Source organism: Actinoplanes xinjiangensis (assembly GCF_003148685.1).
GTDB classification, from domain to species: Bacteria; Actinomycetota; Actinomycetes; order Mycobacteriales; family Micromonosporaceae; genus Actinoplanes; species Actinoplanes xinjiangensis.
The window spans coordinates 667,629-693,601 of sequence record NZ_QGGR01000001.1 but is presented as its reverse complement, the minus strand read 5'-3'; the positions used below and the strand labels follow the sequence as shown (position 1 = coordinate 693,601).

General features: G+C 71.6%; 27 protein-coding genes. 17 read left to right on the top strand and 10 right to left on the bottom strand.

The window, feature by feature from the left end:
• The first annotated feature begins 18 nt into the window (after positions 1-18).
• The 3 genes from BC793_RS03095 to BC793_RS03085 are packed head-to-tail and all read left to right on the top strand — an operon-like array spanning position 19 to position 3,100.
• Positions 19-1,017: a Bug family tripartite tricarboxylate transporter substrate binding protein gene (locus tag BC793_RS03095; RefSeq protein WP_109588966.1), complete on the top strand. Its 999-nt coding sequence runs from the start codon at positions 19-21 to the stop codon at positions 1,015-1,017.
• Positions 1,014-1,577, top strand: a complete 564-nt coding sequence (locus BC793_RS03090) for a tripartite tricarboxylate transporter TctB family protein (protein WP_109588965.1) — start codon at positions 1,014-1,016, stop codon at positions 1,575-1,577. Before BC793_RS03095 ends, BC793_RS03090 begins: the two co-directional genes overlap by 4 nt.
• Positions 1,574-3,100, top strand: a complete 1,527-nt coding sequence (locus BC793_RS03085; protein ID WP_239169752.1) for a tripartite tricarboxylate transporter permease — start codon at positions 1,574-1,576, stop codon at positions 3,098-3,100. The genes BC793_RS03090 and BC793_RS03085 overlap by 4 nt, the downstream gene beginning before the upstream one ends.
• Here the strand turns inward: BC793_RS03085 and BC793_RS03080 are convergent.
• Both BC793_RS03080 and BC793_RS03075 read right to left on the bottom strand, forming a co-directional pair.
• Complete coding sequence (locus tag BC793_RS03080) at positions 3,057-4,412, bottom strand: alpha/beta hydrolase family protein (protein ID WP_109588964.1); 1,356 nt, start codon at positions 4,410-4,412, stop codon at positions 3,057-3,059. The genes BC793_RS03085 and BC793_RS03080 overlap by 44 nt on opposite strands.
• Positions 4,413-4,443: 31 nt before the next feature.
• Entirely contained in the window at positions 4,444-5,115 is a 672-nt protein-coding gene (locus BC793_RS03075) for an NUDIX domain-containing protein (protein WP_109588963.1), read from the bottom strand.
• A gap of 59 nt (positions 5,116-5,174) precedes the next feature.
• Between BC793_RS03075 and BC793_RS03070 the strand changes: the two genes are divergently transcribed.
• On the top strand, positions 5,175-5,915 hold the full coding sequence (locus BC793_RS03070) for a DeoR/GlpR family DNA-binding transcription regulator (protein ID WP_109588962.1): 741 nt from the start codon (positions 5,175-5,177) through the stop codon (positions 5,913-5,915).
• Between the two features lie 199 nt (positions 5,916-6,114).
• Here BC793_RS03070 and BC793_RS03065 read toward each other — a convergent pair whose 3' ends face one another.
• Positions 6,115-7,947, bottom strand: coding sequence for a phosphatase PAP2 family protein (locus BC793_RS03065; protein WP_109588961.1), 1,833 nt, complete (start codon positions 7,945-7,947; stop codon positions 6,115-6,117).
• 178 nt (positions 7,948-8,125) lie between these two features.
• Here BC793_RS03065 and BC793_RS03060 point away from each other — a divergent pair, with 178 nt between their 5' ends.
• From BC793_RS03060 to BC793_RS03050, 3 genes are all read left to right on the top strand, one after another.
• Complete coding sequence (locus tag BC793_RS03060) at positions 8,126-9,427, top strand: jacalin-like lectin (RefSeq protein WP_109588960.1); 1,302 nt, start codon at positions 8,126-8,128, stop codon at positions 9,425-9,427.
• Positions 9,428-9,506: 79 nt separating this feature from the next.
• Positions 9,507-10,334 (top strand): PrsW family intramembrane metalloprotease, encoded by an 828-nt coding sequence (locus tag BC793_RS03055; RefSeq protein ID WP_109588959.1) that lies wholly within the window; start codon positions 9,507-9,509, stop codon positions 10,332-10,334.
• A 59-nt stretch (positions 10,335-10,393) separates the two neighbouring features.
• Positions 10,394-11,767, top strand: a complete 1,374-nt coding sequence (locus BC793_RS03050) for a pyridoxal phosphate-dependent decarboxylase family protein (protein WP_109588958.1) — start codon at positions 10,394-10,396, stop codon at positions 11,765-11,767.
• A gap of 474 nt (positions 11,768-12,241) precedes the next feature.
• Here BC793_RS03050 and BC793_RS03045 read toward each other — a convergent pair whose 3' ends face one another.
• The gene (locus tag BC793_RS03045; RefSeq protein ID WP_109588957.1) at positions 12,242-13,738 is read right to left on the bottom strand and encodes a family 43 glycosylhydrolase; all 1,497 of its coding nucleotides are present in this window, start codon (positions 13,736-13,738) and stop codon (positions 12,242-12,244) included.
• Positions 13,739-14,282: 544 nt separating this feature from the next.
• On the opposite strand from BC793_RS03045, the gene BC793_RS03040 reads away from it, so the two are divergent.
• Positions 14,283-14,891 (top strand): GAF and ANTAR domain-containing protein, encoded by a 609-nt coding sequence (locus BC793_RS03040; protein WP_307784562.1) that lies wholly within the window; start codon positions 14,283-14,285, stop codon positions 14,889-14,891.
• Between the two features lie 6 nt (positions 14,892-14,897).
• Here BC793_RS03040 and BC793_RS03035 read toward each other — a convergent pair whose 3' ends face one another.
• Complete coding sequence (locus BC793_RS03035) at positions 14,898-15,299, bottom strand: hypothetical protein (protein WP_109588956.1); 402 nt, start codon at positions 15,297-15,299, stop codon at positions 14,898-14,900.
• Between the two features lie 194 nt (positions 15,300-15,493).
• On the opposite strand from BC793_RS03035, the gene BC793_RS03030 reads away from it, so the two are divergent.
• The 6 genes from BC793_RS03030 to BC793_RS03005 all read left to right on the top strand — a co-directional run bounded on the left by BC793_RS03030 (position 15,494) and on the right by BC793_RS03005 (position 19,494).
• Positions 15,494-16,126 (top strand): phosphoribosyltransferase, encoded by a 633-nt coding sequence (locus BC793_RS03030; RefSeq protein WP_109588955.1) that lies wholly within the window; start codon positions 15,494-15,496, stop codon positions 16,124-16,126.
• 73 nt (positions 16,127-16,199) lie between these two features.
• Positions 16,200-16,922: an ABC transporter ATP-binding protein gene (locus BC793_RS03025; protein ID WP_109588954.1), complete on the top strand. Its 723-nt coding sequence runs from the start codon at positions 16,200-16,202 to the stop codon at positions 16,920-16,922.
• Entirely contained in the window at positions 16,919-17,647 is a 729-nt protein-coding gene (locus BC793_RS03020; RefSeq protein WP_109588953.1) for an ABC transporter permease, read from the top strand. Before BC793_RS03025 ends, BC793_RS03020 begins: the two co-directional genes overlap by 4 nt.
• A 70-nt stretch (positions 17,648-17,717) precedes the next feature.
• Positions 17,718-18,326, top strand: a complete 609-nt coding sequence (locus BC793_RS03015; RefSeq protein ID WP_109588952.1) for a TetR/AcrR family transcriptional regulator — start codon at positions 17,718-17,720, stop codon at positions 18,324-18,326.
• 18 nt (positions 18,327-18,344) lie between these two features.
• On the top strand, positions 18,345-18,737 hold the full coding sequence (locus BC793_RS03010; protein WP_109588951.1) for a hypothetical protein: 393 nt from the start codon (positions 18,345-18,347) through the stop codon (positions 18,735-18,737).
• A gap of 82 nt (positions 18,738-18,819) precedes the next feature.
• Complete coding sequence (locus BC793_RS03005; protein WP_109588950.1) at positions 18,820-19,494, top strand: DUF6766 family protein; 675 nt, start codon at positions 18,820-18,822, stop codon at positions 19,492-19,494.
• Here BC793_RS03005 and BC793_RS03000 read toward each other — a convergent pair.
• The 3 genes from BC793_RS03000 to BC793_RS02990 are packed head-to-tail and all read right to left on the bottom strand — an operon-like array spanning position 19,491 to position 21,492.
• Positions 19,491-20,645, bottom strand: coding sequence for a methyl-accepting chemotaxis protein (locus BC793_RS03000; RefSeq protein ID WP_170167187.1), 1,155 nt, complete (start codon positions 20,643-20,645; stop codon positions 19,491-19,493). The genes BC793_RS03005 and BC793_RS03000 overlap by 4 nt on opposite strands.
• Positions 20,646-20,689: 44 nt before the next feature.
• A complete protein-coding gene (locus BC793_RS02995) occupies positions 20,690-21,178 on the bottom strand; it encodes an SRPBCC family protein (protein ID WP_109588949.1) in 489 nt (162 codons plus the stop codon).
• Positions 21,175-21,492, bottom strand: a complete 318-nt coding sequence (locus BC793_RS02990; RefSeq protein WP_109588948.1) for an ArsR/SmtB family transcription factor — start codon at positions 21,490-21,492, stop codon at positions 21,175-21,177. Before BC793_RS02990 ends, BC793_RS02995 begins: the two co-directional genes overlap by 4 nt.
• A gap of 137 nt (positions 21,493-21,629) precedes the next feature.
• On the opposite strand from BC793_RS02990, the gene BC793_RS02985 reads away from it, so the two are divergent.
• Entirely contained in the window at positions 21,630-21,842 is a 213-nt protein-coding gene (locus tag BC793_RS02985; protein WP_146246173.1) for a hypothetical protein, read from the top strand.
• Between the two features lie 33 nt (positions 21,843-21,875).
• Here BC793_RS02985 and BC793_RS02980 read toward each other — a convergent pair whose 3' ends face one another.
• Together BC793_RS02980 and BC793_RS02975 are read right to left on the bottom strand one after the other, a co-directional pair.
• The gene (locus tag BC793_RS02980; RefSeq protein ID WP_109588946.1) at positions 21,876-22,472 is read right to left on the bottom strand and encodes an NADPH-dependent F420 reductase; all 597 of its coding nucleotides are present in this window, start codon (positions 22,470-22,472) and stop codon (positions 21,876-21,878) included.
• 21 nt (positions 22,473-22,493) lie between these two features.
• Positions 22,494-23,111, bottom strand: a complete 618-nt coding sequence (locus BC793_RS02975; protein WP_109588945.1) for a TetR/AcrR family transcriptional regulator — start codon at positions 23,109-23,111, stop codon at positions 22,494-22,496.
• A gap of 73 nt (positions 23,112-23,184) precedes the next feature.
• Here BC793_RS02975 and BC793_RS02970 point away from each other — a divergent pair, with 73 nt between their 5' ends.
• Both BC793_RS02970 and BC793_RS02965 read left to right on the top strand, forming a co-directional pair.
• Positions 23,185-24,183, top strand: coding sequence for an NADP-dependent oxidoreductase (locus BC793_RS02970; protein WP_109588944.1), 999 nt, complete (start codon positions 23,185-23,187; stop codon positions 24,181-24,183).
• 309 nt (positions 24,184-24,492) lie between these two features.
• Positions 24,493-25,968 carry a hypothetical protein gene (locus BC793_RS02965; RefSeq protein ID WP_146246172.1) on the top strand — a complete coding sequence of 492 codons (1,476 nt, stop codon included), beginning with the start codon at positions 24,493-24,495 and terminating at the stop codon, positions 25,966-25,968.
• Positions 25,969-25,973: the final 5 nt, after the last annotated feature.

Genomic DNA, 25,973 nt, shown 5'->3' with positions numbered 1-25,973 from the left:
AACGAAAGAGAAACCGCGATGAAATCTCTGGCCAGGGCTTTCCTGGGCATGGCCGCCGCCGTGACGGTGCTGGCGGCGGGCGGTTGCGGTGCGACCGCGGACAAAGGTGGCGGCGCGGACGGCGGTCCGGTCGCCGGGCTGCGGCTGATGGTGCCGAACAGCCCGGGCGGCGGCTACGACACCACCGCCCGCAGCATCGCCAAGATCATGGAGGACGACAAGATCGCCTCCGGTGTCGAGGTCTTCAACCTGTCCGGCGCCGGCGGCACGGTCGGCCTGCAACGGACCGTCAACGAGAAGGGCAACGGCAAGCTCGCCATGCAGATGGGCCTCGGCGTCGTCGGGGCCTCGTACACGCAGAAGTCCCCGGCGAAACTCACCGAGACCACCCCGCTGGCCAAGGTGATCGAGGAGCCCGGCGCGATCGTGGTGGCCAAGGACTCGCCGTACCGCACCATCACCGACCTGGTGACGGCCTGGAAGGCGGACCCGAAGAAGCTCGCCGTCGGCGGCGGCTCGTCGCCCGGCGGTCCCGACCACCTGCTGCCCATGCAGCTGGCCCAGGCCGTCGGCATCGACGCCCGGCAGGTCAGCTACGTCTCCTACGACGGCGGCGGCGAGCTGCTCCCGGCGGTCCTCGGCGGCAAGATCGCATTCGGCGCGAGCGGCGTCGGCGAGTTCCTCGACCAGGTCGAGGCCGGTCAGGTACGCGTCCTGGCGGTCACCAGCGACAAGCGCATCGACGCGGTCGCCGACGTGCCCACGCTCAAGGAGTCCGGCGTCGACCTGATCTTCACCAACTGGCGCGGCATCGTCGCCCCGCCCGGTATCACCGACGCCGACCGGCAGACCTGGATCGACGCCCTGACGAAGATGCACGGCACCGACGCCTGGCGTGCCGAGCTGGCCAAACACGGCTGGACCGACGCATTCGTCACCGGCGACCAGTTCGCCACGTTCCTCACCGACCAGGACAAGGCGGTCGCCGACATCCTGACCGGGCTCGGCCTGGCATGACCGAGCCCGCGAGCGATGCGGCGATCCAGCCGCCGACCGGCTCGCCGGAGAAGGCCCCTCCTCCGGCGGGCGGCCGGGGCCGGGACCGCGCGCAGTACGGCATGTGCGCGTTCCTGGCCCTGGCCGGCGTCCTCGTCCTCCTCGACGCCCTCGGCACCGGCAGCGCCACCAGTAGCAACGACCCGATCGGCCCGCGCCCGGTGCCGATCCTGCTCGGTGCGCTGCTGCTGATCGCCGCCGTCGTCTACGCGATCGACGTGGCCCGCGGCGGCCACGGCGAACCGGAGGGCGGCGAGGACGTCGACCCCACCTCGTCGATCGACTGGCGCACCGTCCTGCTGGTGGCGCTCGCGTTCGCCGTCAACGCGGTCCTGATCGAGCCGCTCGGCTGGGTGATCAGCGGATCCCTGCTGTTCTGGTCCACCGCGTTCGCTCTCGGCGCCCGCCGGCACCTGCTCACCGCCGCGGTCGCGATCGCGATGGCGCTGATCACCTTCTACGGGTTCGCCATCGGCCTCGGTGTGAACCTGCCCGCCGGAATACTGCAAGGAATCCTGTGATCAACGACCTGACCCAGCTGCTGGACGGCTTCGGGCACGTCCTCACGCCGATGAACCTGCTGGTCGCGTTGATCGGCGTCACGGTCGGCACCGCGGTCGGCGTGCTGCCCGGCATCGGCTCGGCGATGACCGTCGCCCTGCTGCTGCCGCTCACCTACGGGCTGGAGCCGACGCAGGCCTTCATCATGTTCGCCGGCATCTTCTACGGCGGCATGTACGGCGGCTCCACCACCTCGATCCTGCTCAACACCCCCGGCGAGTCGTCCTCGGTGGTCACCGCGATCGAGGGCAACAAGATGGCCCGCTCCGGCCGGGCCGCACAGGCGCTGGCCACCGCCGCGATCGGCTCGTTCGTCGCCGGCCTGATCGGCACCCTGCTGCTGGTGCTGATCACCCCGGTCATGGTGGCGTTCGCGATCGACCTGGGCGCCCCCGACTACCTGGCCATCATGATCCTCGGGTTCATCGCGGTCAGCGCCGTCCTCGGCTCGTCCCGGGTCCGCGGCTTCTCCGCCCTGCTGCTCGGTCTGGTCATCGGCCTGGTCGGCATCGACCGGGTGACCGGCCAGCCCCGCCTCACCATGGACATCCCGCAGCTCGCCGACGGCATCGACGTGATCGTGGTGGCGGTCGGCATCTTCGCCGTCGGGGAGACCCTGTGGGTGGCCGCCCACCTGCGCCGCCGCCCGGTCGAGGTGATCCCGGTCGGACAGCCGTGGCTGGGCCGCGACGACTGGCGCCGCTCCTGGAAGCCGTGGCTGCGCGGCACCGGCCTCGGTTTCCCGTTCGGGGTGATGCCGGCCGGTGGCGCCGAGCTGCCCACCTTCCTCTCCTACGCCCTGGAGAAACGCCTCAGCCGGCATCCGGAGGAGTTCGGGAAGGGCGCCATCGAGGGCGTGGCCGGGCCGGAGGCCGCCAACAACGCCTCCGCGGCCGGGACGCTCGTGCCGATGCTCGCGCTCGGGCTGCCCACCAACGCCACGGCCGCGGTCATGCTGGCGGCCTTCCAGACCTACGGCATCCAGCCCGGCCCGCTGCTGCTGGAACGCGAGGCGACCCTGGTGTGGACGCTGATCGCCAGCCTGTTCGTCGGCAACCTGATGCTCCTGCTGCTCAACCTGCCGCTGGCGCCGGCGTGGGCCCGCCTGCTGCGGATCCCGAGGCCCTATCTGTACGCCGGGATCGTCTTCTTCGCCTCGATGGGCGCCTACGCCGTCAACGCCCAGCCGTTCGACCTGTTCCTGCTGCTCACCCTGGGCCTGCTCGGGTTCGCGATGCGCCGCTTCGGACTGCCGGTGCTGCCACTGATCGTCGGTGTCATCCTCGGGCCGCTGGCCGAACGGCAGGGCCGGATGGCGTTGCAGCTCTCCGGCGGCGACCTGTCCGGCCTGCTCGGCGGCGCGGTGTCGTACGTGGTCTATACGATCGTCCTGATCATCCTGGCGTGGCCCCTGATCCGGCGGGTGCTGCCGGGCGGTGTCAGCAACCGTCGGGGGCGTACTCCGGCCGTACCCCGACCGTGAAACGGCAACCGAATGTCGCGGAAGCCACCGTGCGCCGGTCGAGGATCGCGTCGCCCGCCGGGCGCCGGCCCCGGTCGGTCCAGGCGATCAGGTCGTCGAAGGCCCGGCTGAGTTCGGCCCCGGTGAAGCCGCAGTGCGCCACGGTCCGGATGGCCCGCGAGACGAACAGGCGGGAGCGCCCGTTGGCCCACGCGCGACGGGCGTACTCCTGCTCCATCGAGAACGGCACGAACAGGTCGCCGACGCCGTGCAGCGAGAGGACCGGGACGCCGGGGCGGCCGTCGATGCGGGGGACACCGGCAAGACCGCGATCCGGGTACGCCGTCCGCGCGACCCGCGGGACCGACGCGTTGAGCCGCAGTTCCGCCGCTGTCGGCCACCGGCGGTCGGTCGACCGGTAGACGGTGTGCCGGTTGTCGGTCAGGTTGCCGGGCGCGATGCCGGCCGTTCCGCCGCTGAGCCCGGGGTAGACGCTGAACAGGAACGGCAGCCCACCCTGGCTCGCCGCGTTCCAGTAGGCGAACGCCGCCGGGAAGCCGGGACGCTCCCCACCGCTGCGGCGTTCCAGCACGTCGGACCAGGTCCGCCCGGCCGGCGTGCCGGTGAGCGCGGTGGTGATCCGGGCGACCTGGCCGGCGAACCGGGCCGGATAGGCGGCGTCCGGCTGCAACGGGAACTCGATGCCGACGCCGGCCAGGGCGGCCGCCGTCACGTTCGCGTCCAGGAAGTAGTCGAACAGTTCCGCGTCGCCGAGGACCCCGCAGTACGGCATCGCCCCGGCGAACGCGCGCGGGTACTCCTCGATCGCGACCGCGGTGACGTGCCCGCCCATCGACGCGCCGGAGATGTAGACCTTCCCGGCCGTCCTGCCGGTGACCTGCCGGAACACACCAATCAGCGCGTACGTGTCACGCACCCCCTGACCGACGTCGTAGCCGTTGGTGGCGTAGCTGGACGCCGCCCACGCGTAGCCGCGGTCGACATAGTGCCGCCGCAGCTCGGGATTGCTGACGTAGACCGTCGAACCCGTCCCGCGGTAGCCGTGCGCATAGACGACGAGCCGCCCGTTCCACCGCTGCGGCACCTCGATGCGGTATGCCGCACCCGCCTGGATTCCGGTGTGCACGGTCGCGCCGGGCAGCGCGGTGAACGGGGTTCCGTCCAGCTCACAGTCCGGGTCGGCGACCAGATAGCCGGGTCTGGTGTCACTCGGCACCGGCGCCGCGCACGACGGCGGGGCGGCGGCGGCCGGGGCCCCGGTCAGGATCCCGGCGGTCAGCGTGGCAGCGAGCAGGGCACGGCGGACGATCATCACGTTACCTCCCGGTAACACTCAACGGTCGTCATCGATCCGTGTCAAGTGTCCCCTTCAGCGCCGCCCACTGGAGCAGCATGATCGTCTTGGCGTCGGCGATCTCCCCGGAGTCGACCATCGCCAGCGCCTCGTCGAACGACAGCTCCACCGCCTCGATGTCCTCCCCGTCGTCGGCCAGGCCCCCGCCCACCCCGGTGCGGGACTCCACCGAGTACGGCGCGGCGAAACAGTGCAGCCGCTCGGTCACCGAGCCCGGGCTGGTCCACACGCGGAACACCGGCGTCAGTTCGCCGATCGTGACGCCCAGCTCCTCGGCCGCCTCCCGCCGGATCGCCGCGGCCGGGTCGTCGCCGTCGAGCAGGCCCGCCGCCGTCTCCAGGAACATGCCGTCGGGGTGGCCGTTCACATACACCGGGAAGCGGAACTGCCTGGTCAGCAGCACGGTCCGACGGTGCGGGTCGTAGAGCAGGACGGTCGCGCCGTCGCCGCGGTCGTACGTCTCCCGCTGCTCCCGCGTCCAGGTGCCGTCCCGTCGGCGGTAGTCGTACGTGGTCCGCCGCAGCACGTGCCAGGCGGCCGCGATCAGCTCCACGTCCCGCACGATCACCGACGGGTTCCCGCTCAGGTCGCGGCCCACCCGGTCCAGCCCGGTCCGCCCGCGTGCGTCCGGAACGTCGATGCCCGGCCTTGATTCGCTCATGATCGGGAACTTACACTCGGAAACACGCAACAGTCGACAACAATGAGGAGAAACACGGAATGCTGGCCGCGGAACGTCGTGATCTTCTCCTGGCCCGGCTCGCCGCCGAGGGCAAGGTGGTCGCCAAGGACATCGCGGCCGAGCTGGGCGTCGCCGAGGACACCATTCGCCGTGACCTGCGCGAGATGGCCGCGGCCGGGCTGTGCCAGCGGGTCTACGGGGGAGCGCTGCCGGTCTCGCCGGCCCTCGCCGACTACGCGACCCGGGCCACCGTCGCCACGTCGAGCAAGGAACGGGTCGCGGCCGCCGCCGCCGCACTGATCCGGCCCGGGCAGACCGTCCTGCTCGACGGCGGCACCACGGCACTGGCCGTCACCGCGGCGCTGCCCCCCGGCCTGCGGGCCACCGTCGTCACCCACAGCCCGACCGTCGCCGCGGCCCTCGTCGAGCATCCGTCGGTCGACGTGTTCGTGCTGGGCGGCCGGTTGTTCAAGCACTCGGCGGTCACGTGCGGGGCGGCGGCGGCCGAGGCGGCGCAGGGCGTCACCGCCGACCTGTTCCTGCTCGGCGTGACCGGTGTGCACCACGAGGCCGGCCTGACCACCGGCGACCCCGACGAGGCGGCGATGAAACGCGCTCTGGCCGCCCGCGCCGCCGACACCTACGTCCTGGCCAGCACCGAGAAGATCGGCGCCGCCTCACCGTTCCTGGTCCTGCCCTGCACCGCCGTGACCGCCGTCGTCACCGACGCCCCACCCACCCATCCGGCCCTCGCCGGCATCCCCGTCCACCCCGCCTGACCCCGGTCGGGCAACAGACCTGTGGGGTCGTCACCGCTGTCTCAACGCCCCGGAGACAGCGGTGACGACCCCACAGGGGTCAGCAGCATGACGACCCCGCCGGGTCAGCGTCGTTGACGACCCCGCCGAAGACAGCGGTGACGACCCCGCCGGGGTCGGCGGCGGTGGTCGGTGCGAGTCGGACGTGGGGTGGGCGGGGTCAGGCCCGGCGGAGGCGGAGGGCGACGGTGTCGCCGTGGTGGATCAGGGTCGCGGCGTAGCCGGGGGTGGTCACCACGACTCGGGCGAACCGGCCACGGACCCGGCGGGCCTTGAGCACCGGGACCGGCGAGTCGTACCTGCCGGCCTGCGCCACGGCGACCTTGAGGACCGCGTTCGCGCCGATCACCACGTCGTCGCCCACGGTCAGCGGCGGTGCGCCGTGCGGGCGGACCGTCAGGGACAGGGTGCCGGCGGACAGCCGGGCCGAGCCGCTGACGTGTACCTTCGGCGCGGTCAGGCGCAGGGTGCCGCCGCTCACGGTGACGTCGCCGGCGCCGAGGGCCTTCCGGTGCGCGGCGACCAGCGTGCCCCGCGCGACCGTGGTGCCGCCCCGGTAGCAGTTGTCGCCGGTCAGGGACAGCGTGCCGGTGCCGAGCTTCAGCAGGCCGCCACGGCCGTCGATGTCGTTGCGCCAGGTGTCGGCGGCGGCGAACCCCGTCGCGGCCGCGTCGAGGGTGACGGCGACGGTGGCGTCGAAGGCGCCGTAGCCGTCGGCGGCCGCGAACAGGTTGATCCGGCCCCACTGTTCGGGGCCGTCGAGGATCGGGTTGCCGGCGGCCAGGGCGGTGGTCCGGAGCACTTCCCGGCGCTGGGCGGCGTCCAGGTACGGCAGCCGGGTCTCCAGCAGGACCTCCGCCCCGGTGGGGACCTCGAACCTCAGGTTCGACCGGCGCGCGGGTAGCCCGTACGTCTGCTTGGGTTCGACGATCGCGGCGTTGGCGTCCCGCTCGGCGCCGGACCGCGCGGCGGCGGTGACGTCCGGGCCCACCTTCGCCTGGAAGTAGGCCAGTGCCTGGGCCCGCGCCTCGGTCTTGAGGGTCGCGTTGGCCGGGTCGTTGAGGATCGCCGCGGTGAGCGCGGTGCCGAGGACCCGGCCGCCGATCACGTCGGCGGGGGAGTGCATGCCGCTGACGATCCGGGTGTGCGCCAAGTCGTAGGCGGTGGTGACCAGCTCCTGGAAGCGTTCCGGAACGGCGTACGCGAACGCCAGCGCGGCCATGTACAGCGCGTTGGTGTGACCGCTGACATAACCGCCATCCTCAGCCGGGTTGGTGCTGCGCTGGCGCAGCAGCTGCGGGGTGACGACGACGTCGGAGTCGTAGACCGGGTAGCCGAACTCGTCGACCGCGCCGGTGTCGACGACCGTGCTGTCCCCGGTCATCCGCCACGGCCGCGGGTACTGGTAGGCGAACTTGCTCGGATTGCCGGACGACCAGGTCCCGCGCACCGTGTTGACCAGGGTGACGACCTTGCCGAGGGCGGAGGCCGGACTGCCGGCGCCCAGTGCCGAGCCGGCGGGGGAGCCGGCCGGGACGGTGTCGCTGACGGTGGTCGCCGGGGTGGTCTCCGGTGCGGTGGTGATGCCGGTGACCGCGAGTGCGCCGGCCTTGTAGATGTCGGCGAGCGGGCCGAGGCCGGCGATCACCGAGTGGCTCTGGTGCTGCCGGTCGACGATGAACGACCGGGCGGCCTCGGCGGCGGTGCGGTGGCGTGTGGTCCGCACGACGTAGCGGATGTTCGCCCGCAGGAACGCCTCGTCCCGTGCGGTACCGGTGTTCCAGGCGGTGCCGGTGCTCCACACCTTCGCGAAACCGGAGAGGATGCGGACCGCGGCGTTGGTGTCGGCGGTCAGGTTCGCCGGGAGGTTCGTCCGGTAGGAGTCGACGAACGCCGTGACCGCCGCCGCGGCGGCGGGACCCCCGGAGGAGGCCGATCCGGCGACGAGGCCGGCGGCACCGGCGAGCAGGAGACTGCGGCGGCTGACGTTCACGAGGACTCCACGAGGCGCAAGGGGGCGAGTGCGCCGCCCAGCTTTGGTGGATCAAACGACCTAAAACGTAACGCGCCCTGATGTGAACGTGAACAAAACTCGACGGAGCTTTCGCTAGGCATCGATGGATGACTACTGTCCGGTAACCCGTTCCCTCCGTCCGCCGGAAGGTTCCCCCATGAAACGCGCTCTCGTGGTCCTCGCCACCCTGATGAGCCCGCTCCTGCTGGCCCCCACCCCCGCCCACGCCGCCGACGGCACGTTCACCGTCCTCACCTACAACGTCGCCGGGCTGCCCGACATCATCTCCAGCGCCGAGGTCGACCGGCAGACCGCGCACACCGCGATCGGCCGGCGGCTGACCCCCTACGACGTCGTGCACGTGCAGGAGGACTTCAACTACCACGCCCACCTGTACGCGGCCGACACCACGCACGCCCACCGCACCCCGACCAGCGGTGGCGCCGGCATCGGCTCCGGGCTCAACAGCCTGTCGAAGCTCGCCTACGACACCGACGACTTCGAGCGCGGCGACTGGAATTCCTGCCAGCTGGACTCCGGTGACTGCCTGACGCCCAAGGGCTTCACCTTCGCCCGGCACCGGCTCGCCGAAGGCGCCTACGTCGACTTCTACAACCTGCACACGAACGCCGGGACCAACGCCGGCGACCAGCAGTCCCGGGCCGACAACCTGAGCCAGCTGACGGCGTTCATCGCCACCCACTCGGTCGGCAACGCGGTCGTCGTCATGGGCGACACCAACACCCGCTACACCCGTACGGCCGACACCATCCGTGCCTTCGTGGCGACGAACGGCCTGACCGACGCCTGGGTGAAGCTGGAACGCGGCGGCACCCCACCGGCGGCCGGGTCGGACGCGCTGGTCTGCGACGCGGCCGCGGTCACCGACACCTGCGAGGTCGTCGACAAGATCCTCTACCGGAGCAGCCGGTTCGTCACGCTGAACGCGACCGGCTACCACAACGAGGACGCCGGGTTCCGGACCGACGACGGGAAGATGCTCTCCGACCACTTCCCGATCAGCACCGCGTTCACCTGGTCGACGAACACGGCGTACGCGTTCAGCGACCAGTTCGGCGGCCCGCACGGCGGCCACTACAACGACATCGACGCGATCAGCGGGCGACCCGCCACCGTCGGGCTGCGCGCCGGAACCCGGGTGGACCAGGTCAGCCTCGGCGCCCTGGCGCACGGCGGCACCGGCGGCACCGCGCAGTCGCTGACGCTCGGCTCGTCGGAGTACGTGACCAGCGCGTACCTGTGCCGGGGCCAGTACAACGGGCGTACCCGGATCTTCTATGCCAGGTTCACCACCAACCTGGGCAACAGCATCGCCGGCGGTACGACCACGTCCGACTGCGTCACCCGGACCGCACCGGGTGGGTACCAGCTCGCCGGTTTCCACGGACGTTCCGGGACCGCCGTGGACAAACTGGGCCTCATCTACAGCCGCCGCTGACTCGTAGGTCTCATCTCCGCGTGGGGCGGCATCCGGCCGGGTACCCGGCTGCCGCCCCAATCGAGCGCGGGAGGCGCACATGAAACTGTGGCGGCGGGTATTTCTGACCGGCTTCGCACTCTGGCTGCTGACCGTGGTGGTCACGTTCGCCACCGGCAACCCCAACCTCATCCCCACCCTGGTCCTGCTCGGCAGTTTCCTGGTCCCGGTCACGTTCGTACTCTGGGCGTTCACCAGACGGCACAGCGGCGAGGTCACCTCGGAACTGCTGTTCAGCACGTTCGTCACCGGCGGAGTCCTCGGCGTGCTGGCCGCGTCGCTGCTCGAGACGTACCTGCTGCACCCGAGCCCGCTGTTCTTCCTCGGCGTCGGCCTGATCGAGGAGGCCGCGAAACTCGCCGCCCTCGCCTTCCTCTGCCGCCGCCTACAGCACAAGTACGCGGTCGACGGGGTGATCCTCGGCGCCGCCGTCGGCTTCGGGTTCGCCGCGTTCGAGTCGGCCGGGTACGCCTTCACCGCCCTCTTCACCCAGCAGGGCATGTCGCTGATGACGCTCGTCGAGACCGAACTGCTGCGCGGGGTGCTCGCCCCGGTCGGTCACGGGCTGTGGACGGCGACCCTCGGTGGTGTGCTCTTCTCGGCGAGCGGCCGGCGGCACTTCGCGCTGACCGGGCGGCTGCTGGTCACGTACCTCGGCGTCGCGGTCCTGCATGCCCTCTGGGACGGCTGGCAGAGCATCGCGCAGGTGATCACCGACGTCGCCCGCGACCCGCACCTGTTCACCCTGCTCTCCTGGGGCGGACTGGTCGGCGTCTCCCTGATCGGCGTCGCCTGGCTGCTGGTGGTCCGCCGGCAGGCCGACCGCGAGATCGCCGCGCCGCTCTGGCGGGTCCCGATCACCTACTGAGGCCAGGACCGCCGAAGTGGCCCGCGACGGGCGGCCCGGTCGTCTCCTACCGTGCTGGTGTGACATCACCACTCGCCGACGACCTGGCCGCCCTGCCGGAACTGTTGCAGGCCACCCGTGACTACGCGGTCTCCGTCCTCGCCGGCCTCGACGAACGGCCGGTCGCACCCACCCCGGCCCGGGTACCGGCCGCCCCGCTGCCGGTGGCGGGGGTCGGCACGGCCGGGGCGCTGGCCGCATTCGAACGTCGCTGGGCACCCGGCTTCTCCGGCAGCGCCGGACCCCGCTACCTGGGCTTCGTCACCGGCGGCACGACGCCGGCCGCGCTCGCCGGCGACTGGCTGACCAGCGCCTTCGACCAGAACGTGTCGAACCGGTCCGGCTCGTCGGCGGCCGCGCTGGAGGACGAGACGGTGGCCTGGCTGGGCGAGATGTTCGGCCTGACCGGGCACCACGGCGCGTTCGTCAGCGGCGCCACCATGTCGAACCTGGTCGGCTTCGCCATCGGCCGCGAGTGGATCGGCGCCCGGCGCGGGGTCAGCGTCGCCCGGCAGGGCCTGGCCGCCCTCGGCGAGGTCACCGTGCTCTCCGGCGCCGCCCACTCCAGCGTCCACAAGGCGCTGTCGATCCTCGGTCTGGGCCGCGACGCGCTGCGCCCGGTGGCGACCCTGCCGGACCGGGAGGCCGTCGACGTCGCCGCCCTGGAATCGGCGCTCGCCGCCCTGGACGGCCCGGCGATCGTGGTCGCCAACGCCGGAACGGTCAACACCGTCGACTTCGACGACCTGCGGGCGATCCTCGCGCTGCGGGACCGTTACCCGTTCTGGTTGCACGTCGACGCGGCGTTCGGCGGCTTCGCGGCCCTGTCACCCGAACACGCCCACCTGGTCGCCGGGCTGGCCGGCGCCGACTCGGTCTGCATCGACCTGCACAAGTGGCTCAACGTGCCGTACGACGCGGCGGTCCAGTTCACCCGGCATCGCGATCTGCAGGTCGCCGTGTTCCAGAACTCGGCCGCCTACCTGCCGGCGATCACCGGCGACCCGGACTTCTTCCACCTAACTCCGGAGAACTCCCGCCGCCTGCGCGCCCTCGCCGCCTGGTTCACCCTCACCGCCTACGGCACGGACGGTCACCGTGCGATCGTCACCGGCGCCATCGCCGCGGCTCACCGGCTCGGCGAGCGCCTCACCGCTCTCCCGGGCGTGCGACTGCTCGCTCCGGTACGCCTGAACGTCGTCTGCTTCCACGTCCCCGGCGATCCCGCGGCCGTGGTCCGGGCCATCGCCGACTCCGGTGAGGCCTTCCTGACGCCGACCGTCTATCAGGGGGTTCCGGCGCTGCGGGCGGCCTTCAGCAACTGGCGCACCGCCCCCGCCGACGCCGACCGCGTCCACGACCTGCTCCGCGACATCCTGACCCCCCGCCCATAACCCCACACCCCCACCACCCACCACCCACCACCCGCCGCCCGTCCCCGCCGCCGATCCCGCCCGGCTGGCCCTCACCGCTGTCTCAGCCACGCTGAGACAGCGGTGAGAACCAGCCCAAAAGACCCGGCTGGCTGTCACCGTTGTCTCGCGGCCTCCGAGACAGCGGTGGGAACCAGCCCGAAAGACCCGGCTGGCTGTCACCGTTGTCTCGTGGCCTTCGAGACAGCGGTGGGGACCAGCCCGAAAGATCCGGCTGGCCGTCACCGTTGTCTCAGCCACGCTGAGACAGCGGTGGGGACCAGCCGGGTGGGTTAGGCCGGGCCGGGCCGGAGCACAGGGTGCTCCGGCCCGGTGGGCAGACGGCGCGCGGGAGCCGGGGGACGGTGTCGGCTGTCGTCGGGGACGACCATGGCGCGCACATCTGCGGGAGGGGGTGGCTCCCCGCCTTCGGGTGACGGGGAGCCGGTGGAGGGATCAGGTGGTGATGTTCCACTGCTGGCAGGCGTTGCCCAGGGACGCCCACTGCCGGACTGCGACGCCGTCGGCGGTGCCGCAGTTCGTGACGTCGAGGATCAGCCCGTTGCCGCGGTTGGCGATCAGGTAGCCGCCGTTGACCGGGGTGAGGCTCCACTCCTGGCAGGCGTTGCCGAGCGACGCCCACAGATTGAGTGCCGTGCCGTTGGCGGTGCCGCAGTTGACCGAGTCGAGGACGGTGCCGCTGTTGACGTTGGTGATCCGGTAGTAGTTGCTGGTCGTCTTCGTGAACGTCCATTTCTGGCAGGCGTTGCCGAGCGACGTCCACTGCTGGATGGCGGTGCCGTTGGCGGTGCCACAGTTCTGGGCGTCGAGAACTTTGCCGCCGGCCTGGTTGACCAGGCGGTACTGGGTGCCGGCCACCGGGAAGGAGACCGTGCCGCCCGGGTCACCCGAGGGGGCGGTCAGGGTGGTGGAGAGCTTGTCCGGCGTACCCAGGTTGGGGCTGTCGTCGCTGTTGAAGTTGACCTTCTTGATCCGGGTGGTCCGGGTGCCGCCGCAGCCCTGGGCGGTGGTCTCGTTGGCGTGGTAGGCCATCCACGTCTCGGTGCCGTCGGGCGAGGTGAAGAACGAGTGGTGGCCGGGGCCGTAGACGCTGTTGGCGTCGGAGCGCTGGAAGATCGGGGTGCTCTTCTTCGTCCATGACGAGGCGGCCAGCGGGTTCGAGCCGGTCAGCGTGAGCATGCCGATCTTGTAGTCCGGTGTGTTGCAGGAGCTGGCCGAGAACGTCAGGAACGTCTTGCCGTTGCGCTGCAGCACGTAGGGGCCCTCCTCGGTGTTGCCGCCCTGCTTCTCCCAGTCGTGGGTGGGGTACGAGATCCGCGTGCCGTAGGCGGACACCGTCCAGGGGTTGCTCATCGGCGCGATGAACAGGCTCTGCAGGTCACCGACCCACGACGAGTAGAGGAAGTAGTTGGCCCCGTTGATGGTGGCCACGCTGCCGTCGATCGCCCAGCCGTTGCCGGCCTGCACGTTGAGCTGACCCTTGAAGGTGTACGGCCCCATCGGGTTGTCGCCGGAGCTCTCCAGCACGAACGACCGCTGCCCGTCGCAGCACGCCGCGGTGCCGGCCGAGTAGTAGAAGTACCAGCGGTACCCGTTCGGGCCGTTCAGCCGGTGCATCGACGGCGCCCACACGTTGCAGCAGCTCGCGGCGGCGGTGCCGGTGAAGATGACGTTCTCGGTGGCGCCGGGCAGGGCCGCGACCGAGGTGGCGCGCTTGATGACGATCTGGTTGTTCCAGGTCGTGGCGGCCAGGTAGTAGTAGCCGTTGTAGTACCCCATCCACGGGTCGGCGCCGTAGGGGGCGGACGCGACCGGGTTGGTGAAGGTGGTGGCGGCGCGGGCCGGTGCGGCCGAGCGGGTCTCGACGGCGACGACGATCGCGAGCAGCAGGAGCAGAGCGGCTCCGGCGGATCTGAGGCGTGCAAGAGACATGGCAGTCCCTCCGGGGAAAGGAACGCGGGGTGAGGGGATGTCCGCCGGTGGGCGGGGCACGGCGATCCGTCCTGGACGGTGGGGGATGGACGGCCGGTGACTCACGTGTTGCCGCTATGTTAACGATCACAAATATGGTGTCAAGGGCGCCGGCGCCGCTGGGTGGCCCGGCCGGGATCGCTCCGCACACTCCGACACTTCCGGCAGACGTACGCCACCGGAGGACAGCGGCGGCCCGGACGTACGGGGCACTCCGTCGGGGCCTTACATACCTGTCGGGGGGGGGTTGGGTAATATCGTCGTCCTGCGGCCGGAGTCGACGACACCGGCGCACCAGCGTCAAGCAGCGGCGCAAGTCCGTGGGCCGTCCGGCTCCCGGGACGACACCGATCGACTGGCACGGCCGCCCGGGGTGGCTCGTGTTCCGCTGCGGGGATTCTCTGACGTTGAAGGCGTACGACCCGACCGACGCCGCTGCCGCATTCGCGGAGTTCGGTCGCATCAAGCTGGGTGAGACCGATCTCGACGGGGTGCTGTCCCGGTCGTGGCCCTGGCGGGGCGGACCCTGCCGGGCGCCGCGCAGGTGTCGATCACCCTCCTGCGTGAGCGGGGCGCGGCCACCGCGGCCCACACCGGGGAGGTGGCGCTGCGACTCGACGAGTTGCAGTACGAGCGTGGTGCCGGCCCGTGCCTGGAGGCGGCCGCGACGAGGACCACCGTCGAGGTTCCGGACACCGCGCACGACGGCCGGTGGGACGGCTGGGGCTCCGAGGCGGCCCGGGCCGGCATGGGCAGCGTGCTGTCGCTGAGCCTGCCGATCGGCGAGGCGGTGAACGGCGCGCTGAACGTCTACGCCGAGGTGCCGCGCGTCTTCGGCCCGGCGACGGTCGCGGTGGCACAGACCTTCGTCCGGTACGCGGCGGTCGCGCTGGCCAACGCGCACCTCTACGACGCCACCGCCGACCTCGCCCGGCACCTCCAGGCCGCGATGGAGAGCCGTGCCGTGATCGAGCAGGCCAAGGGCATCATCATGGGCGAGCGCCGGTGCACCGCGGACGAGGCGTTCGCCATCCTCACCCGGGTCTCCCAGGACACCAACCGCAAGCTGCGGGACGTGGCCGCCGCGCTGGTCGAGCGCACCCAGCGCGGCTGACCCGGGCTACGCCGTCACGTCGAGACGGCCGCCGCCGGAGCCGCTCTGCGCCAGGTGGCGCAGCGCCGGCTCCAGGTAGCCGGCGATCGGGTTGCGGCCGGTGGGGCTCTGGTCGTACCGGCGGAACAGATCATTGAGATAGAGCGCGGTGATCTCCTGCGTCGGGGCCAGGCGCCCGCTGGCCCGGTCCGCCGCGATCGCCGCGGCCAGCGAGTTGATCCAGCCGGGGTTCGTCTCACCGGGCCGGATGCGCTGGCCGGTGGCCTGGTAGATCAGCTCCCGGTCACGGTCGGTGAGGGAGGCGGCGTCCTCGCGCGCGTGCTGGTTGCGGTCGCGGGTCACCGGGCGGTTCACGGTGGCAGGCGGGGTGAGCGCCGAGCGGTACGGGTTCAACCGGGGAATGGACATGGGCGGCAGGACCTCCGTCCGGGAGCGTTCGACGTTCTCCAGATCGGTGCCGGACGGGTGCTGCTGAGGGGTTTTCCGGTCTACCAGCGGGTATCCCTCATCACGGCGAACCGTCCCCCGCCGACGGATCAGACGGGACGGATCGGCCCGGTGCGCCCGTCGCACCCGACCGCCGCGATGATGAGGTGAGCGGCATGATCTTCCGCGACCGCGCCGAGGCCGGGCGGGCGCTCGCCGACCGGCTGGCCGCTGATCTCGGCGACCGGGCCGATCCGCTGGTCCTGGCGCTGCCGCGGGGTGGCCTGCCGGTCGCCGAACCGGTGGCGCGGCGGCTCGGCGGTGAACTGGACATCGTGGTGGCCCGCAAGATCGGGGCGCCCGGCCGGCCGGAGTTCGGGGTGGGCGCGATCGCCGAGGACGGGCCACCGGTCTACGACCCGGACAACCTGCTCTGGGCCGGGGTCACCGAGGACGGGGTGGCCGGGGTGCTGGCCGCCGAGCGGCAGGAGTTGCGCCGCCGGATCCGGCTCTACCGGGGCGACCGTCCGCCCCCGCGGCCGGCCGGCCGCACGGTGCTCGTGATCGACGACGGCCTGGCCACCGGGGTGACCGCGCACGCGGCGCTGCGCTGGGTGCGCGGGCATGCCCCGGCCCGGCTGATCCTGGCCGCGCCGGTCTGTGCTCCGCAGGCCCGGGACGCCTTGGCCGGCGAGGCGGACGCGGTGGTGTGCCTGAGCGCGCCCGACCCGTTCCATGCCGTGGGCCGTTGGTACGAGGACTTCGACCAGCTCACCGACGCCGACGTGGGGAATTTCATCATGTGTTGAGTTTGCTGCTTCCCCGCGGCCGGAAACTCATCTAGCGTTGAGTTCAACACTTGATGAGTTTCTGGGAGGCACCATGCAAACCGCGATCGAGGTCCGCGACCTCGTCGTGCGACGCGGAGCGAGAGCTGTTCTCGACGGCTTCTCCTGCGCCATACCGCAGGGCAGCGTCACCGGCCTGCTCGGCCCGAGCGGCAGCGGCAAGACCACCCTGATGCGGGCCATCGTGGGCGTGCAGATCGTCGCGTCGGGCACGGTCACCGTGCTCGGCCATCCGGCCGGGTCGGTGCCGCTGCGCCGCAGCATCGGCTATCTGACCCAGGCGCCGAGCGTCTACGCCGACCTCACCGTCGCGGAGAACGCCCGCTACTTCGCCTCCCTCTACCGCCTCAGGCCCGCCGACGCCGACGCCGCGGTCGAGGCCGTCGGGCTGACCGGGGCACGGCATCAGCTGGTCGCCGACCTCTCCGGTGGCCAGCGCAGTCGTGCGTCGCTGGCCTGCGCGATCGTCAGCCGGCCCGAGGTGCTGATCCTCGACGAGCCGACGGTCGGGCAGGACCCGGTGCTGCGTGACGAGCTGTGGGACCACTTCCGCCGGCTCGCCGCCGACGGGGCCACGGTCCTGGTCTCCAGCCACGTGATGGACGAGGCGAACCGTTGCGACCGGCTGCTGCTCATCCGAGAGGGCACGCTGATCGCCGACGACACCCCGGCCGCGGTGAAGCGGTCGGCCGGCACCGACGACCTCGATCAGGCCTTCCTGACCCTGATCCGCCAGCGGAAAGGTGTGACGGCATGATCCTCGCCAGCACGGTCAGGCGGATCCTGAGTCAGCTGCGGCACGACCCGCGGACCATCGCGATGATCATCGTGGTGCCGACGCTGCTGATCACCCTGATCTACTTCATGTACGAGGGACAGCCCCGGGTCTTCGACCGGATCGCCCTCACCATGCTGGGTGTCTTCCCGTTCATCGTGATGTTCCTGATCACCAGCATCGCCATGCTCCGGGAGCGGACCACCGGCACCCTGGAGCGGTTGTTCACCACCCCGGTCGGCAAGCTGGATCTGCTGTTCGGCTACGGCATCGCCTTCGGGGTGGCGGCCACCGCACAGGCCGCGGTCGCGTCCGGGTTCGCCTACTGGGTGCTGGACATGCACACCGCGGGCGGGGTCGGCCTGGTCATCCTGATCGCCGTGGCGAACGCCGTCCTCGGGGTCGCGCTCGGCCTGCTGTGCAGCGCGTTCGCCCGGACCGAGTTCCAGGCCGTGCAGTTCATGCCGCTCGTGGTGGCACCCCAACTGCTGCTGTGCGGGCTGTTCGTGCCGCGGGACGACATGGCCGGCTGGCTCCAGGCGATCAGCAACGTGCTGCCGATGTCCTACTCCGTGGAGGCGCTGACCGAGGTGGGCATGCACACCGAGCCGACGGGCATCATGTGGCGGGACCTCACCGTGGTGGTGGGCGCGATCGTGGTGGCGCTCATCCTTGGTGCGGCCACCCTGCGCCGTAGGACTGCCTAGGGCGTGGCGGAAACTGCTCAGGACGGACGGGAAGACCGCTCCGGGCGTACAGGAGAATGAGGTTGAAGCGATGGTGCGACGGACCGGACGCCGGCCCGGCAACCCGGACACGCGCGAGGCGATCCTCTCGGCGGCGCGCGGCGCGTTCGCCGAGAAGGGTTACGACGGAGCGTCGATCCGGGCCATCGCGACCGGCGCCGGGGTCGATCCGGCGCTGGTGCATCACTACTTCGGCACCAAGGACAAGCTGTTCCTGGCGACGATGAACTCACCGGTCGATCCGGTGGACCTGATCACCGAGGCGACCGCGGGGGACCGCGACGAGATCGGTGTCCGGTTCGTCCGCGCGTTCCTGGCCATGTGGGACGGCCCCCGGGGCGCCGCGGCGGTGGCGCTGCTGCGCTCGGTGGCCGGCACCGAGTGGACGGCGAAGTTGTTCCGGGAGTTCATCATCACCCAGATCCTGCGGCGGGCCGTGCCCCGGCTGGACCTCGACCCGGACCAGGCGCATCTGCGGATCACCCTAGCCGGCAGCCACCTCGCCGGGCTGGCACTGGCCCGCTACGTGATCAAGGTGGAGCCGCTGGCCTCCACGCCGTCGGAGACGCTGGTCGCGGCGGTCGGCCCGGCGGTGCAGCGCTATCTCACCGGCGACCTTCCCGGTGTCTTCCCCGCATGAAACCGGCCCTTCGGGGGCATGCAGCGTCTCGTGCGACGGGCGACGTTGTTGATCACGATGCTCCTGCTGGCCGGCTGTTCCTCGGTCGAGCAGCGATCCGGCGCTGCCGAGGAGACCGCCCGGCGGTTCCTCCAGGCGGCCGCGAACGGTGACGGGCAGGCCGCCTGCGGCGTCCTCGCCCCGTCAACCGAGGCGGAGATCGACGCACCGTGTGCGGAGGGCATCGTGGACGAGGCGCTCACCGCGCCGTCCGATCAGGCCGAGACGCAGGTGTACGGGCAGCGCGCCCTGGTGCGGTTCGCCGATGACACGGTGTTCCTCGCCGTGTTCCCGGACGGCTGGCGGGTGGTGGCCGCCGGTTGCGAGCCCCGCGGCGAGCGCCCCTACGACTGCACCGTCCAGGGCGGGTGACCATGCGCTTCCAGTATCTGCTGCTCCTGCTGGTGGTGACCGCCGGCCTGCTGTACTTCGCCATGCTGGGGGTGCTGCACCGATGAGACGATTCCTCCGGGAGAACTCGCTCGGGCTGGTCTTCGGCACCCTGTTCCTGGTGGTGCTGGTCGCGCAGGCGTTCGCCGGGCACGCCGACTTCAACCAGCAGCAGCTGGCGTCCGGTATGGAGCCGGTGTCGCTGGGCCGCTATCTCACCTCGGCGTCGTTCGCCGCCGACGTGGCCGAGAACTGGCAGTCCGAGTACCTCCAGTTCTTCCTCTACATCATCCTGACCGTGTGGCTGGTGCAGCGCGGCTCGCCGGAGTCGAAGAAACCGGGTGAACAGGGCCTGGGGTCCGACGAGAAGCAGAAGGTCGGTGCCTACGCCACCGACGAGTCGCCGAGCTGGGCACGGGCCGGCGGACTGCGCCGGAGCCTGCTGTCGAACTCGCTGGGCCTGGTGATGGGCCTGCTCTTCGTGGCGTCCTGGCTCACCCAGTCGATCGCCGGCGCGGCCGCCTACAACGAGGAGCAGCTGCGCGACCTCCAGGAGCCGGTCACGTGGGCGCAGTATCTGACCGAGCCGGACTTCTGGAACCGTACCCTCCAGAACTGGCAGTCCGAGCTGCTGGCCGTCGCCTCGATGGTGATCCTCTCCATCTACCTGCGGCAGCGTGGCTCGCCGGAGTCCAAACCGGTCGGCAGCCCGCACGCCGCGACCGGCGTGGAGGGTTAGACGTCCGCCCCGATCCGCGCCAGGTACCGGTTGATCTCCTCGCGGACGTGGTCGGGCATGCCCTGGAACTCCAGGCCGATCTCGGCGGAGGTGCCACGCTCGACCCGCCGTGCCACCCGGGCGTCGGCCGCCGTGGTCAGGCCGTCGACCGTGATCTCGGCCCGGACCAGGTCGCCGACGACGATCCGGGCGCCGGCCGGTACGTGGCAGCCCAGACCGTCCGAGCTGAGGTCGGCCATGTCGGCGGTGATCTGCGGCCCGGTGGCCGTCTGCAACCGGACCGCGCCGTCGACCCGCAGCCGGTCGTTGCGGCGGCGTTCCAGGCGCTCGGCCACATCGGAGAGGTCGCCGATCTGGGCCATCGTGGCGTCCACACTGCGGTGCAGCTGCCCGACGATGTCGTGCTGCCGGTCGGCGATCCCGCCGAGATGGCGCATCGCGTCCTCGATGTCGCCGACGTCGGAGATGATCGCGCTCATCGTCTGGCCCATCTGCGCCACGTCCGCCTCCAGGACGGCGATCGTGCTGGTGATCTGCTCGGTGGACCGGGCCGTCGTGTCGGCCAGGCTCTTCACCTCGTCGGCGACCACCGCGAACCCGCTGCCGGCGACCCCGGCCCGGACCGCCTCGATGGTGGCGTTCAGTGCGAGCAGCCGGGTCTGTGAGGCGATCCCGGAGATCACGCTGGCGATCCCGGCGACCTGGCGCAGGCTGTCGTTCAGCGCGGTGGCCGCCTCGTCGGCGCTGCGGGCCCGCTGGACCAGGGCGTTCGCCGCGTCGCTGGTGACGCTGACCCGCTCGTGGGTGGCGGCCGCCGCGTCCCGGGCCGCGCCGACCTGCACCACCACGTCCTCGAGCTTGCCGCCGATCACCTCGGCGGTGTCGTCGATCGCCTCTTTGGCCCGGCGCCGCAGCCGCTGATTGAGTTCGCGCTGGTACGCCTGGGTGCTCTCGGCCTGGGCCGCCAGCTCGGCCAGCAGCCGCTCGATCTCGGTGTCCCGCTCCCGCAGCGCGCCGGCGGACGCGCCGGGCTCCCGGCCGTCACCGTCGGCCGGCGGTACGGCGCCGGCGCGGCGGCCCAGCCGGAAGGCCACCAGTGCGCTGAACACCATCGCGATCAGCGTTCCCAGGACAACCAACCAGGTCGGCATAATGCTCAGACCGTACCGCGCCCGGAACGCGCCCGTGCGGCGTTTTATCCCTCCGCCAGCAGGTCGTCGATCTGGCCCATCGCCAGCCGCATACCCTCCTCCATGCCCATCGCGGCCATCCGTTCCAGCTGCTCGGCGCTGCGGAACGTCGACACCGTCGTCATCCGGGTGCCGCCGTCCATCGCCTCGAGGGTGACCACCCCGTGCGTGATGTCCTCCGGGTCGACCGGCTCACCCTGATCGTCGGCGAAACCGTCGTCGAACTCGAGACGGTGCGGCTCCTCGATGTCGGTGATCACCCACCAGGCCCGCGCCTTCGTCCCGTCCGGCCCGGTCATGTGATAGCGCACCGCACCGCCCGGCTTGAACTCGAACCGGTCGACGGTGGCCGGCCACGTCGGCGGGCCCCACCAGCGCTCCAGCTTGCGCGGGTCGGCCCAGACCTGCCAGACCTGCTCGACGGGGGCCGCGAACTCGGCGACGAACGTCAGCGTCAGTGCGCTGACGTCCTTGGTTGAGCTGATGACCGTCATTGCTCCTCCTCGAGGATCCGCTCGATACCGGCGGCACGCTGCCGCCACAGGTGCTCGTATCCGTCCAGCAGCCGCGCCACCAGGCGCAGCGCCCCGACCTCACCCTGCACGATCTGTTCCCGTCCGCGCCGCGTCTTGCTGACCAGCTCGGCACGCTCCAGCACCGCGACGTGTTTCTGCACCGCGGCGAAACTCATCGGGTACGCCCGTGCCAGCTCCGACACCGACTGCCCGGACCGGATCACCCGCATCAGGATGTCCCGCCTGGTCGCGTCCGCCAGCGCGTGGAAGACGGCGTCCGGATCTACAACCATGTGGTTGTACGTTAGTCGCGACCGGGCCGTTCGGCAACCCTTCACACCTTCGAGGGTTCCGCCGGTTTCCTCTTCAGTCCCGGGCCGGGCCGCCGATGGTCGGGGTCAGTAACGCCGCGATCAACACGGAGGGCCTCATGGCCATCAGCATCGGTACGTCGCAGACGCCATCGGTCCGGGACACGCACGCCGCGTGGCTCCGGCTGCGCGAGGACGGCAACCGCCCGGCGGTCGACGCCATGGCCGGGACCGCCGACGGGCCGGCGCACGCGGACCGCACCGCGGTTCTGGAGCGCCGGGACGTCGTCGCGCGGATGATCCCGCGCGGTATCGCGGGCGCCCTGATCTGATCGGGCGGGCCGGCTCGCGTCCGGCCGGCGGCGTCAGTGCAGGACGGTCAGGGCCTCGGCGAGCACGTCGGTGGCGTCCTTGACGTCGACCTCGCGCATCCGCAGCGGCCCGCCGGTCTCGGTGAGCAGGGCGGCGTGCGCCCCGCCGGCGTAGACCGGTGCGAACCCGAGGTCGCGGATGATCATCGAGGTGGCCTCCCGGGCCACCCGGTCGTCGGTGCAGACGTATTCGGTGAGCAGCGGGTCGTGCCCGCGCCGCCGGCTGAGCACGTCGGTCGAGACGGTGTTGAACGCCTTCGCCCAGTGCGCCTCGGGCGCCCAGTCCATCAGGGTCTCCAGTCCCGAGATGTCATCCGGGACGTCCGGGTTCGTCGCGTCGATCATCACCTTGTCGGCGATCACGCCCCGGGTCAGATCGATCGCCTCGTGTGCGGACGACCAGTTCGGGCTGAAGATCACCACATCGCCGAAGGCGGCCGCCTGGGGGACCGACATGACCCGCATGCCGTCCATCTCCGCCCGCAGGCGCTCCGGATGCCGCGAGGTGACCGCGACGTCGTGCCCGCTCTCGGCGCACCACCTGGCGAGTGTGCCGCCGAGCTGACCTGCTCCAATGACACCGATACGCATGCTCCCAGGGTGCGCCCGGGATCACCCGGCCGGGTGGTGATCGCCGAAATCGCCGTAGATCATCCGCAACTCGACCGTGACCAGGTCGTCCACCAGGGCCTCCGGGTCGGCGCTGCCGGCCAGGGCGGCGGTGCGCAGGTCGTCGATCAGCCCGGCCAGCACGCGGGGCTCCGGCCCGTCCGGCGCCAGGCCGGCCGCCCGGTCCCGGGTGATGCGGGCGGCGAGCCGGTCCACGTGCGCCGCGCGCAGTCGTTCGCGCCACTGCGCGAGCGGCGGGCAGCCGGGTGCCGCGGCCAGCGCACCGGCCAGCATGCGGCCGTGCTCCCGCCAGAGCCGGGCGAGCGGGATCAGCGCCTCGCGCAGCGCCGTCGTGTCCGGCCCCGCGCCGTCGAGCCAGGGGCCGGCGTCGCGGCCCAGCTCGCCGGCCATCCCGTGCAGCAGCGCCACCAGCACCGACAGTTTGGAGTCGAAGTAGAAGTAGAAGCTGGACCGGGAGATCTCGGCGCCTGCCGCGAGCTCGTCGATGGTGATGTCGGCGAGCGGCTTGCGGGCCAGCAGGGCCCGTGCGGTCTCCAGGATCGCCCTCTCCCGGCGGTCGCCCTTACTGGGGCCACGGCGCCGGCCCGGAGGTGTGCTCATCCGGACACGGTAACGCGGTGTCGAGTTTATCGACGTACTGTCGAGAAGTAACGACGACTCGTTGGGAGACTTCATGAAAGAGATCCGCCTCGCCGCCCGTCCCGTCGGCTGGCCCACCGCCGAGACCTTCGAGATCGCCGAGACGGCGGTTCCCGAGCCGGGCCCCGGCCAGGTGCTGATCCGCAACGTCTACATGTCCGTCGACCCCTACATGCGGGGCCGGATGAACGACGTGAAGTCCTACATGCCGCCGTTCCAGGTGGGCGAGCCGCTCGACGGCGGCGCGGTCGGCGAGGTCGTCGCGTCCCACGCCGACGCCGTCCCGGTCGGCGCGTACGTCGTGCACAGCCTGGGCTGGCGTGAGTTCTCGGTGACCGACGCCGAGAGGGTGCGCGTGGTCGACCCGGCCGCGGCGCCGTCGCTCTCGGCATACCTCGGCCTCCTCGGCATGACCGGGCTCACCGCCTATGCGGGCCTGCTCGACATCGCCCGGTTCCGGGAGGGCGACACCGTCTTCGTCTCCGGCGCGGCCGGCGCGGTGGGCAGCGTGGTGGGCCAGATCGCCCGCCTGCGCGGCGCGAAGCGCGTGATCGGCAGCGCCGGCTCCGCCGAAAAGGTCCGGCACCTGATCGACGACCTGGGCTTCGACGCGGCGTTCAACTACAAGGACGCGCCGGTCCGCGACCAGCTCAGGGCCGCCGCGCCGGACGGGATCGACGTCTACTTCGACAACGTCGGCGGCGACCACCTGGAGGCCGCGATCAGCGTGATGAACAAGTTCGGGCGGATCGCCATGTGCGGCGCCATCGCGCACTACAACGACGTCACCCCGCCGGCCGCACCGCGCAACCTGGCCTCCACCATCGGCAAGGAGATCAATCTGCGCGGCTTCCTGGTCGCCAACCACTCGCAGCGGATGCCCGACTTCGTGGCCGAGGTCGGCGGCTGGCTCCGGGCCGGGCAGATCACCGCGCGGGAGACGGTCGTCGAGGGCATCGAGAACGCGCCGGACGCGTTCATCGGCCTGCTGCGCGGCGAGAACACCGGCAAGATGGTGGTCAAGCTGCGTTAACCGGGGATTCAGTTCGCCCGGCGACCATTTCGTACGGGTCGCCGGGTATCTCCGGTAACTGAACGGTAACTCAGTAGCTCTGCCGAGTGGACCGGATACGGAACGTACGGATGATCGCCCTCGTCCGTACGGGTGAGGTGACTGACGGAAAGCAGACACTAGCGTTCCCGTGTGGCGAATCGGTTCCCCCTTTGGGGACAAGCGGGCTGGGCTAGTGCCGAAGTGGTCGGCGAGACGCATTACGCGAAGGCGATACGTGCGCTCTTCGGCAGTGACTTCGACCCCCGCGGAACCGACATAACCCTCCCCGTGCAGCTCATCCCCGACCGCAACAACCGGCACGACCGTAACGCCGTCGGGGTCTGGTCCGGGAGCAGCCTGCTGGGACACCTCCCCCGCCCGGAGGCCGCCCGGTACGTCACCGTCCTCACCGAACTCAGCAGCCGCGGCCTGGTCCCCGAGGTCAACGCCCGGATCACCGGCCGCGAGTGGGGCGCCGCCGACGGCCGTCCCGCCGCCTTCGACAGCACCATCCGTCTCGACCTCGCCGAGCCGCACCTGCTGGTCCCGGTGAACGCGGCCCCGGTCCAGGAGCACCGGCTGCTGCCGTCCGGGTCGGCCGTGCAGGTCATCGGCCAGCAGCAGGCCCTCGAGGTGCTCGTCCCGCTGCTGCGCCCGGAGGGTGAGTGCTGGGCGTACGTGACCCTGCACGAGACGGCCGACCACCTGGTCGAGGTCCGCATCGGTGACACCCGGGTCGGCGACCTCAGCCCGAAGATGAGCGGCGAGCTGTCCCCGGTGCTGCGGCACCTGGCCGAACGCGGCCTGGTCACCGCGGCCCGTGCCGTACTCAAGGGCAACAGCGGCAAGACCGAGGTCATGCTCTACATCGCCCGTGTCCAGGACCTGCCGGAGATCTGGCAGGCCGGCCCGAGCCGCCCGGCCACCGCGTCGGCGGCGGGCCGTGGCACGGCGAGCGTCCCGGCCCCCGGCGTGGCCAGTACGGGACCGGTCACGCCGGGCCCCACCCCGATCTCACCGTCGCCGCCGCTCGCACCCGCCGCGACCGGCGGCTCGGCGGTGCCCGGCATGAGCATGCCGGGTGGCCTGATGACCGGCGGCCCGGCCACCGGCGGCCTGGTGCCGAACTGGGTGACCCCCGCCGACGCGCTGCCCAGCTGGGCCTCGCCGCCCTCGTCCATGCCCGCGGTGGCCCCGTTGCCGCCGTCCACCCTGCCGGTCAACCCGGTCTCGCCGGCCGTCCCGGCCCCCGGCTCCCCGGCCGCCCCGCCCGCATGGAACAACGTCAGCCCACCGGCCTGGAATGTCGGCAGCTACCCGGCGCCGTACGTGTCCGGGTCCCGGTTCGAGCCGCCGGCCACCACCCCGGTGCGGCAGACCGAGGGATCGGGGTCGCTGCTCACCGACCCGTCGGTGGGCGCCCGCCCGGTCAGCCCGGCGCCGCCGTCGTACATCGCGACACCGTCGTACACCGAGGCGCAGGAGCAGCAGTCGATCGCCGAGACCACGGTGATCCCGGCGCTCGCCGCGGTGGTGAAGGCGAACTCCGGAGGTCTGAACAGCCTAGCCCCGGTCTCCGCCGCCCCGGCCGAGGGCAACCAGCATCCGCCGATCCCGTCGGCGCCGACCGGCATCCGATTCGTGGTGCCGCCGGGCTGGCCGCTCCCGCCGGACGGCTGGTATCCGCCGGAGGGCTGGCGGCCCGATCCGTCCTGGCCGCTGGCTCCCGCGGGCTGGCAATTCTGGGTCCCGGCCTGGGACTGAGCCCT

What these genes read in the sequence shown, in the direction of transcription:
- BC793_RS03095 (WP_109588966.1), top strand. Translation starts at nt 19, where the DNA reads ATGAAATCTCTGGCCAGGGCTTTCCTGGGCATGGCCGCCGCCGTGACG.
- BC793_RS03090 (WP_109588965.1), top strand. Translation starts at nt 1,014, where the DNA reads ATGACCGAGCCCGCGAGCGATGCGGCGATCCAGCCGCCGACCGGCTCG.
- BC793_RS03080 (WP_109588964.1), bottom strand. Translation starts at nt 4,412, where the DNA reads ATGATCGTCCGCCGTGCCCTGCTCGCTGCCACGCTGACCGCCGGGATC.
- BC793_RS03075 (WP_109588963.1), bottom strand. Translation starts at nt 5,115, where the DNA reads ATGAGCGAATCAAGGCCGGGCATCGACGTTCCGGACGCACGCGGGCGG.
- BC793_RS03070 (WP_109588962.1), top strand. Translation starts at nt 5,175, where the DNA reads ATGCTGGCCGCGGAACGTCGTGATCTTCTCCTGGCCCGGCTCGCCGCC.
- BC793_RS03060 (WP_109588960.1), top strand. Translation starts at nt 8,126, where the DNA reads ATGAAACGCGCTCTCGTGGTCCTCGCCACCCTGATGAGCCCGCTCCTG.
- BC793_RS03055 (WP_109588959.1), top strand. Translation starts at nt 9,507, where the DNA reads ATGAAACTGTGGCGGCGGGTATTTCTGACCGGCTTCGCACTCTGGCTG.
- BC793_RS03045 (WP_109588957.1), bottom strand. Translation starts at nt 13,738, where the DNA reads ATGTCTCTTGCACGCCTCAGATCCGCCGGAGCCGCTCTGCTCCTGCTG.
- BC793_RS03035 (WP_109588956.1), bottom strand. Translation starts at nt 15,299, where the DNA reads ATGTCCATTCCCCGGTTGAACCCGTACCGCTCGGCGCTCACCCCGCCT.
- BC793_RS03030 (WP_109588955.1), top strand. Translation starts at nt 15,494, where the DNA reads ATGATCTTCCGCGACCGCGCCGAGGCCGGGCGGGCGCTCGCCGACCGG.
- BC793_RS03025 (WP_109588954.1), top strand. Translation starts at nt 16,200, where the DNA reads ATGCAAACCGCGATCGAGGTCCGCGACCTCGTCGTGCGACGCGGAGCG.
- BC793_RS03020 (WP_109588953.1), top strand. Translation starts at nt 16,919, where the DNA reads ATGATCCTCGCCAGCACGGTCAGGCGGATCCTGAGTCAGCTGCGGCAC.
- BC793_RS03015 (WP_109588952.1), top strand. Translation starts at nt 17,718, where the DNA reads ATGGTGCGACGGACCGGACGCCGGCCCGGCAACCCGGACACGCGCGAG.
- BC793_RS03010 (WP_109588951.1), top strand. Translation starts at nt 18,345, where the DNA reads ATGCAGCGTCTCGTGCGACGGGCGACGTTGTTGATCACGATGCTCCTG.
- BC793_RS03005 (WP_109588950.1), top strand. Translation starts at nt 18,820, where the DNA reads ATGAGACGATTCCTCCGGGAGAACTCGCTCGGGCTGGTCTTCGGCACC.
- BC793_RS03000 (WP_170167187.1), bottom strand. Translation starts at nt 20,645, where the DNA reads ATGCCGACCTGGTTGGTTGTCCTGGGAACGCTGATCGCGATGGTGTTC.
- BC793_RS02995 (WP_109588949.1), bottom strand. Translation starts at nt 21,178, where the DNA reads ATGACGGTCATCAGCTCAACCAAGGACGTCAGCGCACTGACGCTGACG.
- BC793_RS02990 (WP_109588948.1), bottom strand. Translation starts at nt 21,492, where the DNA reads ATGGTTGTAGATCCGGACGCCGTCTTCCACGCGCTGGCGGACGCGACC.
- BC793_RS02985 (WP_146246173.1), top strand. Translation starts at nt 21,630, where the DNA reads ATGGCCATCAGCATCGGTACGTCGCAGACGCCATCGGTCCGGGACACG.
- BC793_RS02980 (WP_109588946.1), bottom strand. Translation starts at nt 22,472, where the DNA reads ATGCGTATCGGTGTCATTGGAGCAGGTCAGCTCGGCGGCACACTCGCC.
- BC793_RS02975 (WP_109588945.1), bottom strand. Translation starts at nt 23,111, where the DNA reads ATGAGCACACCTCCGGGCCGGCGCCGTGGCCCCAGTAAGGGCGACCGC.
- BC793_RS02970 (WP_109588944.1), top strand. Translation starts at nt 23,185, where the DNA reads ATGAAAGAGATCCGCCTCGCCGCCCGTCCCGTCGGCTGGCCCACCGCC.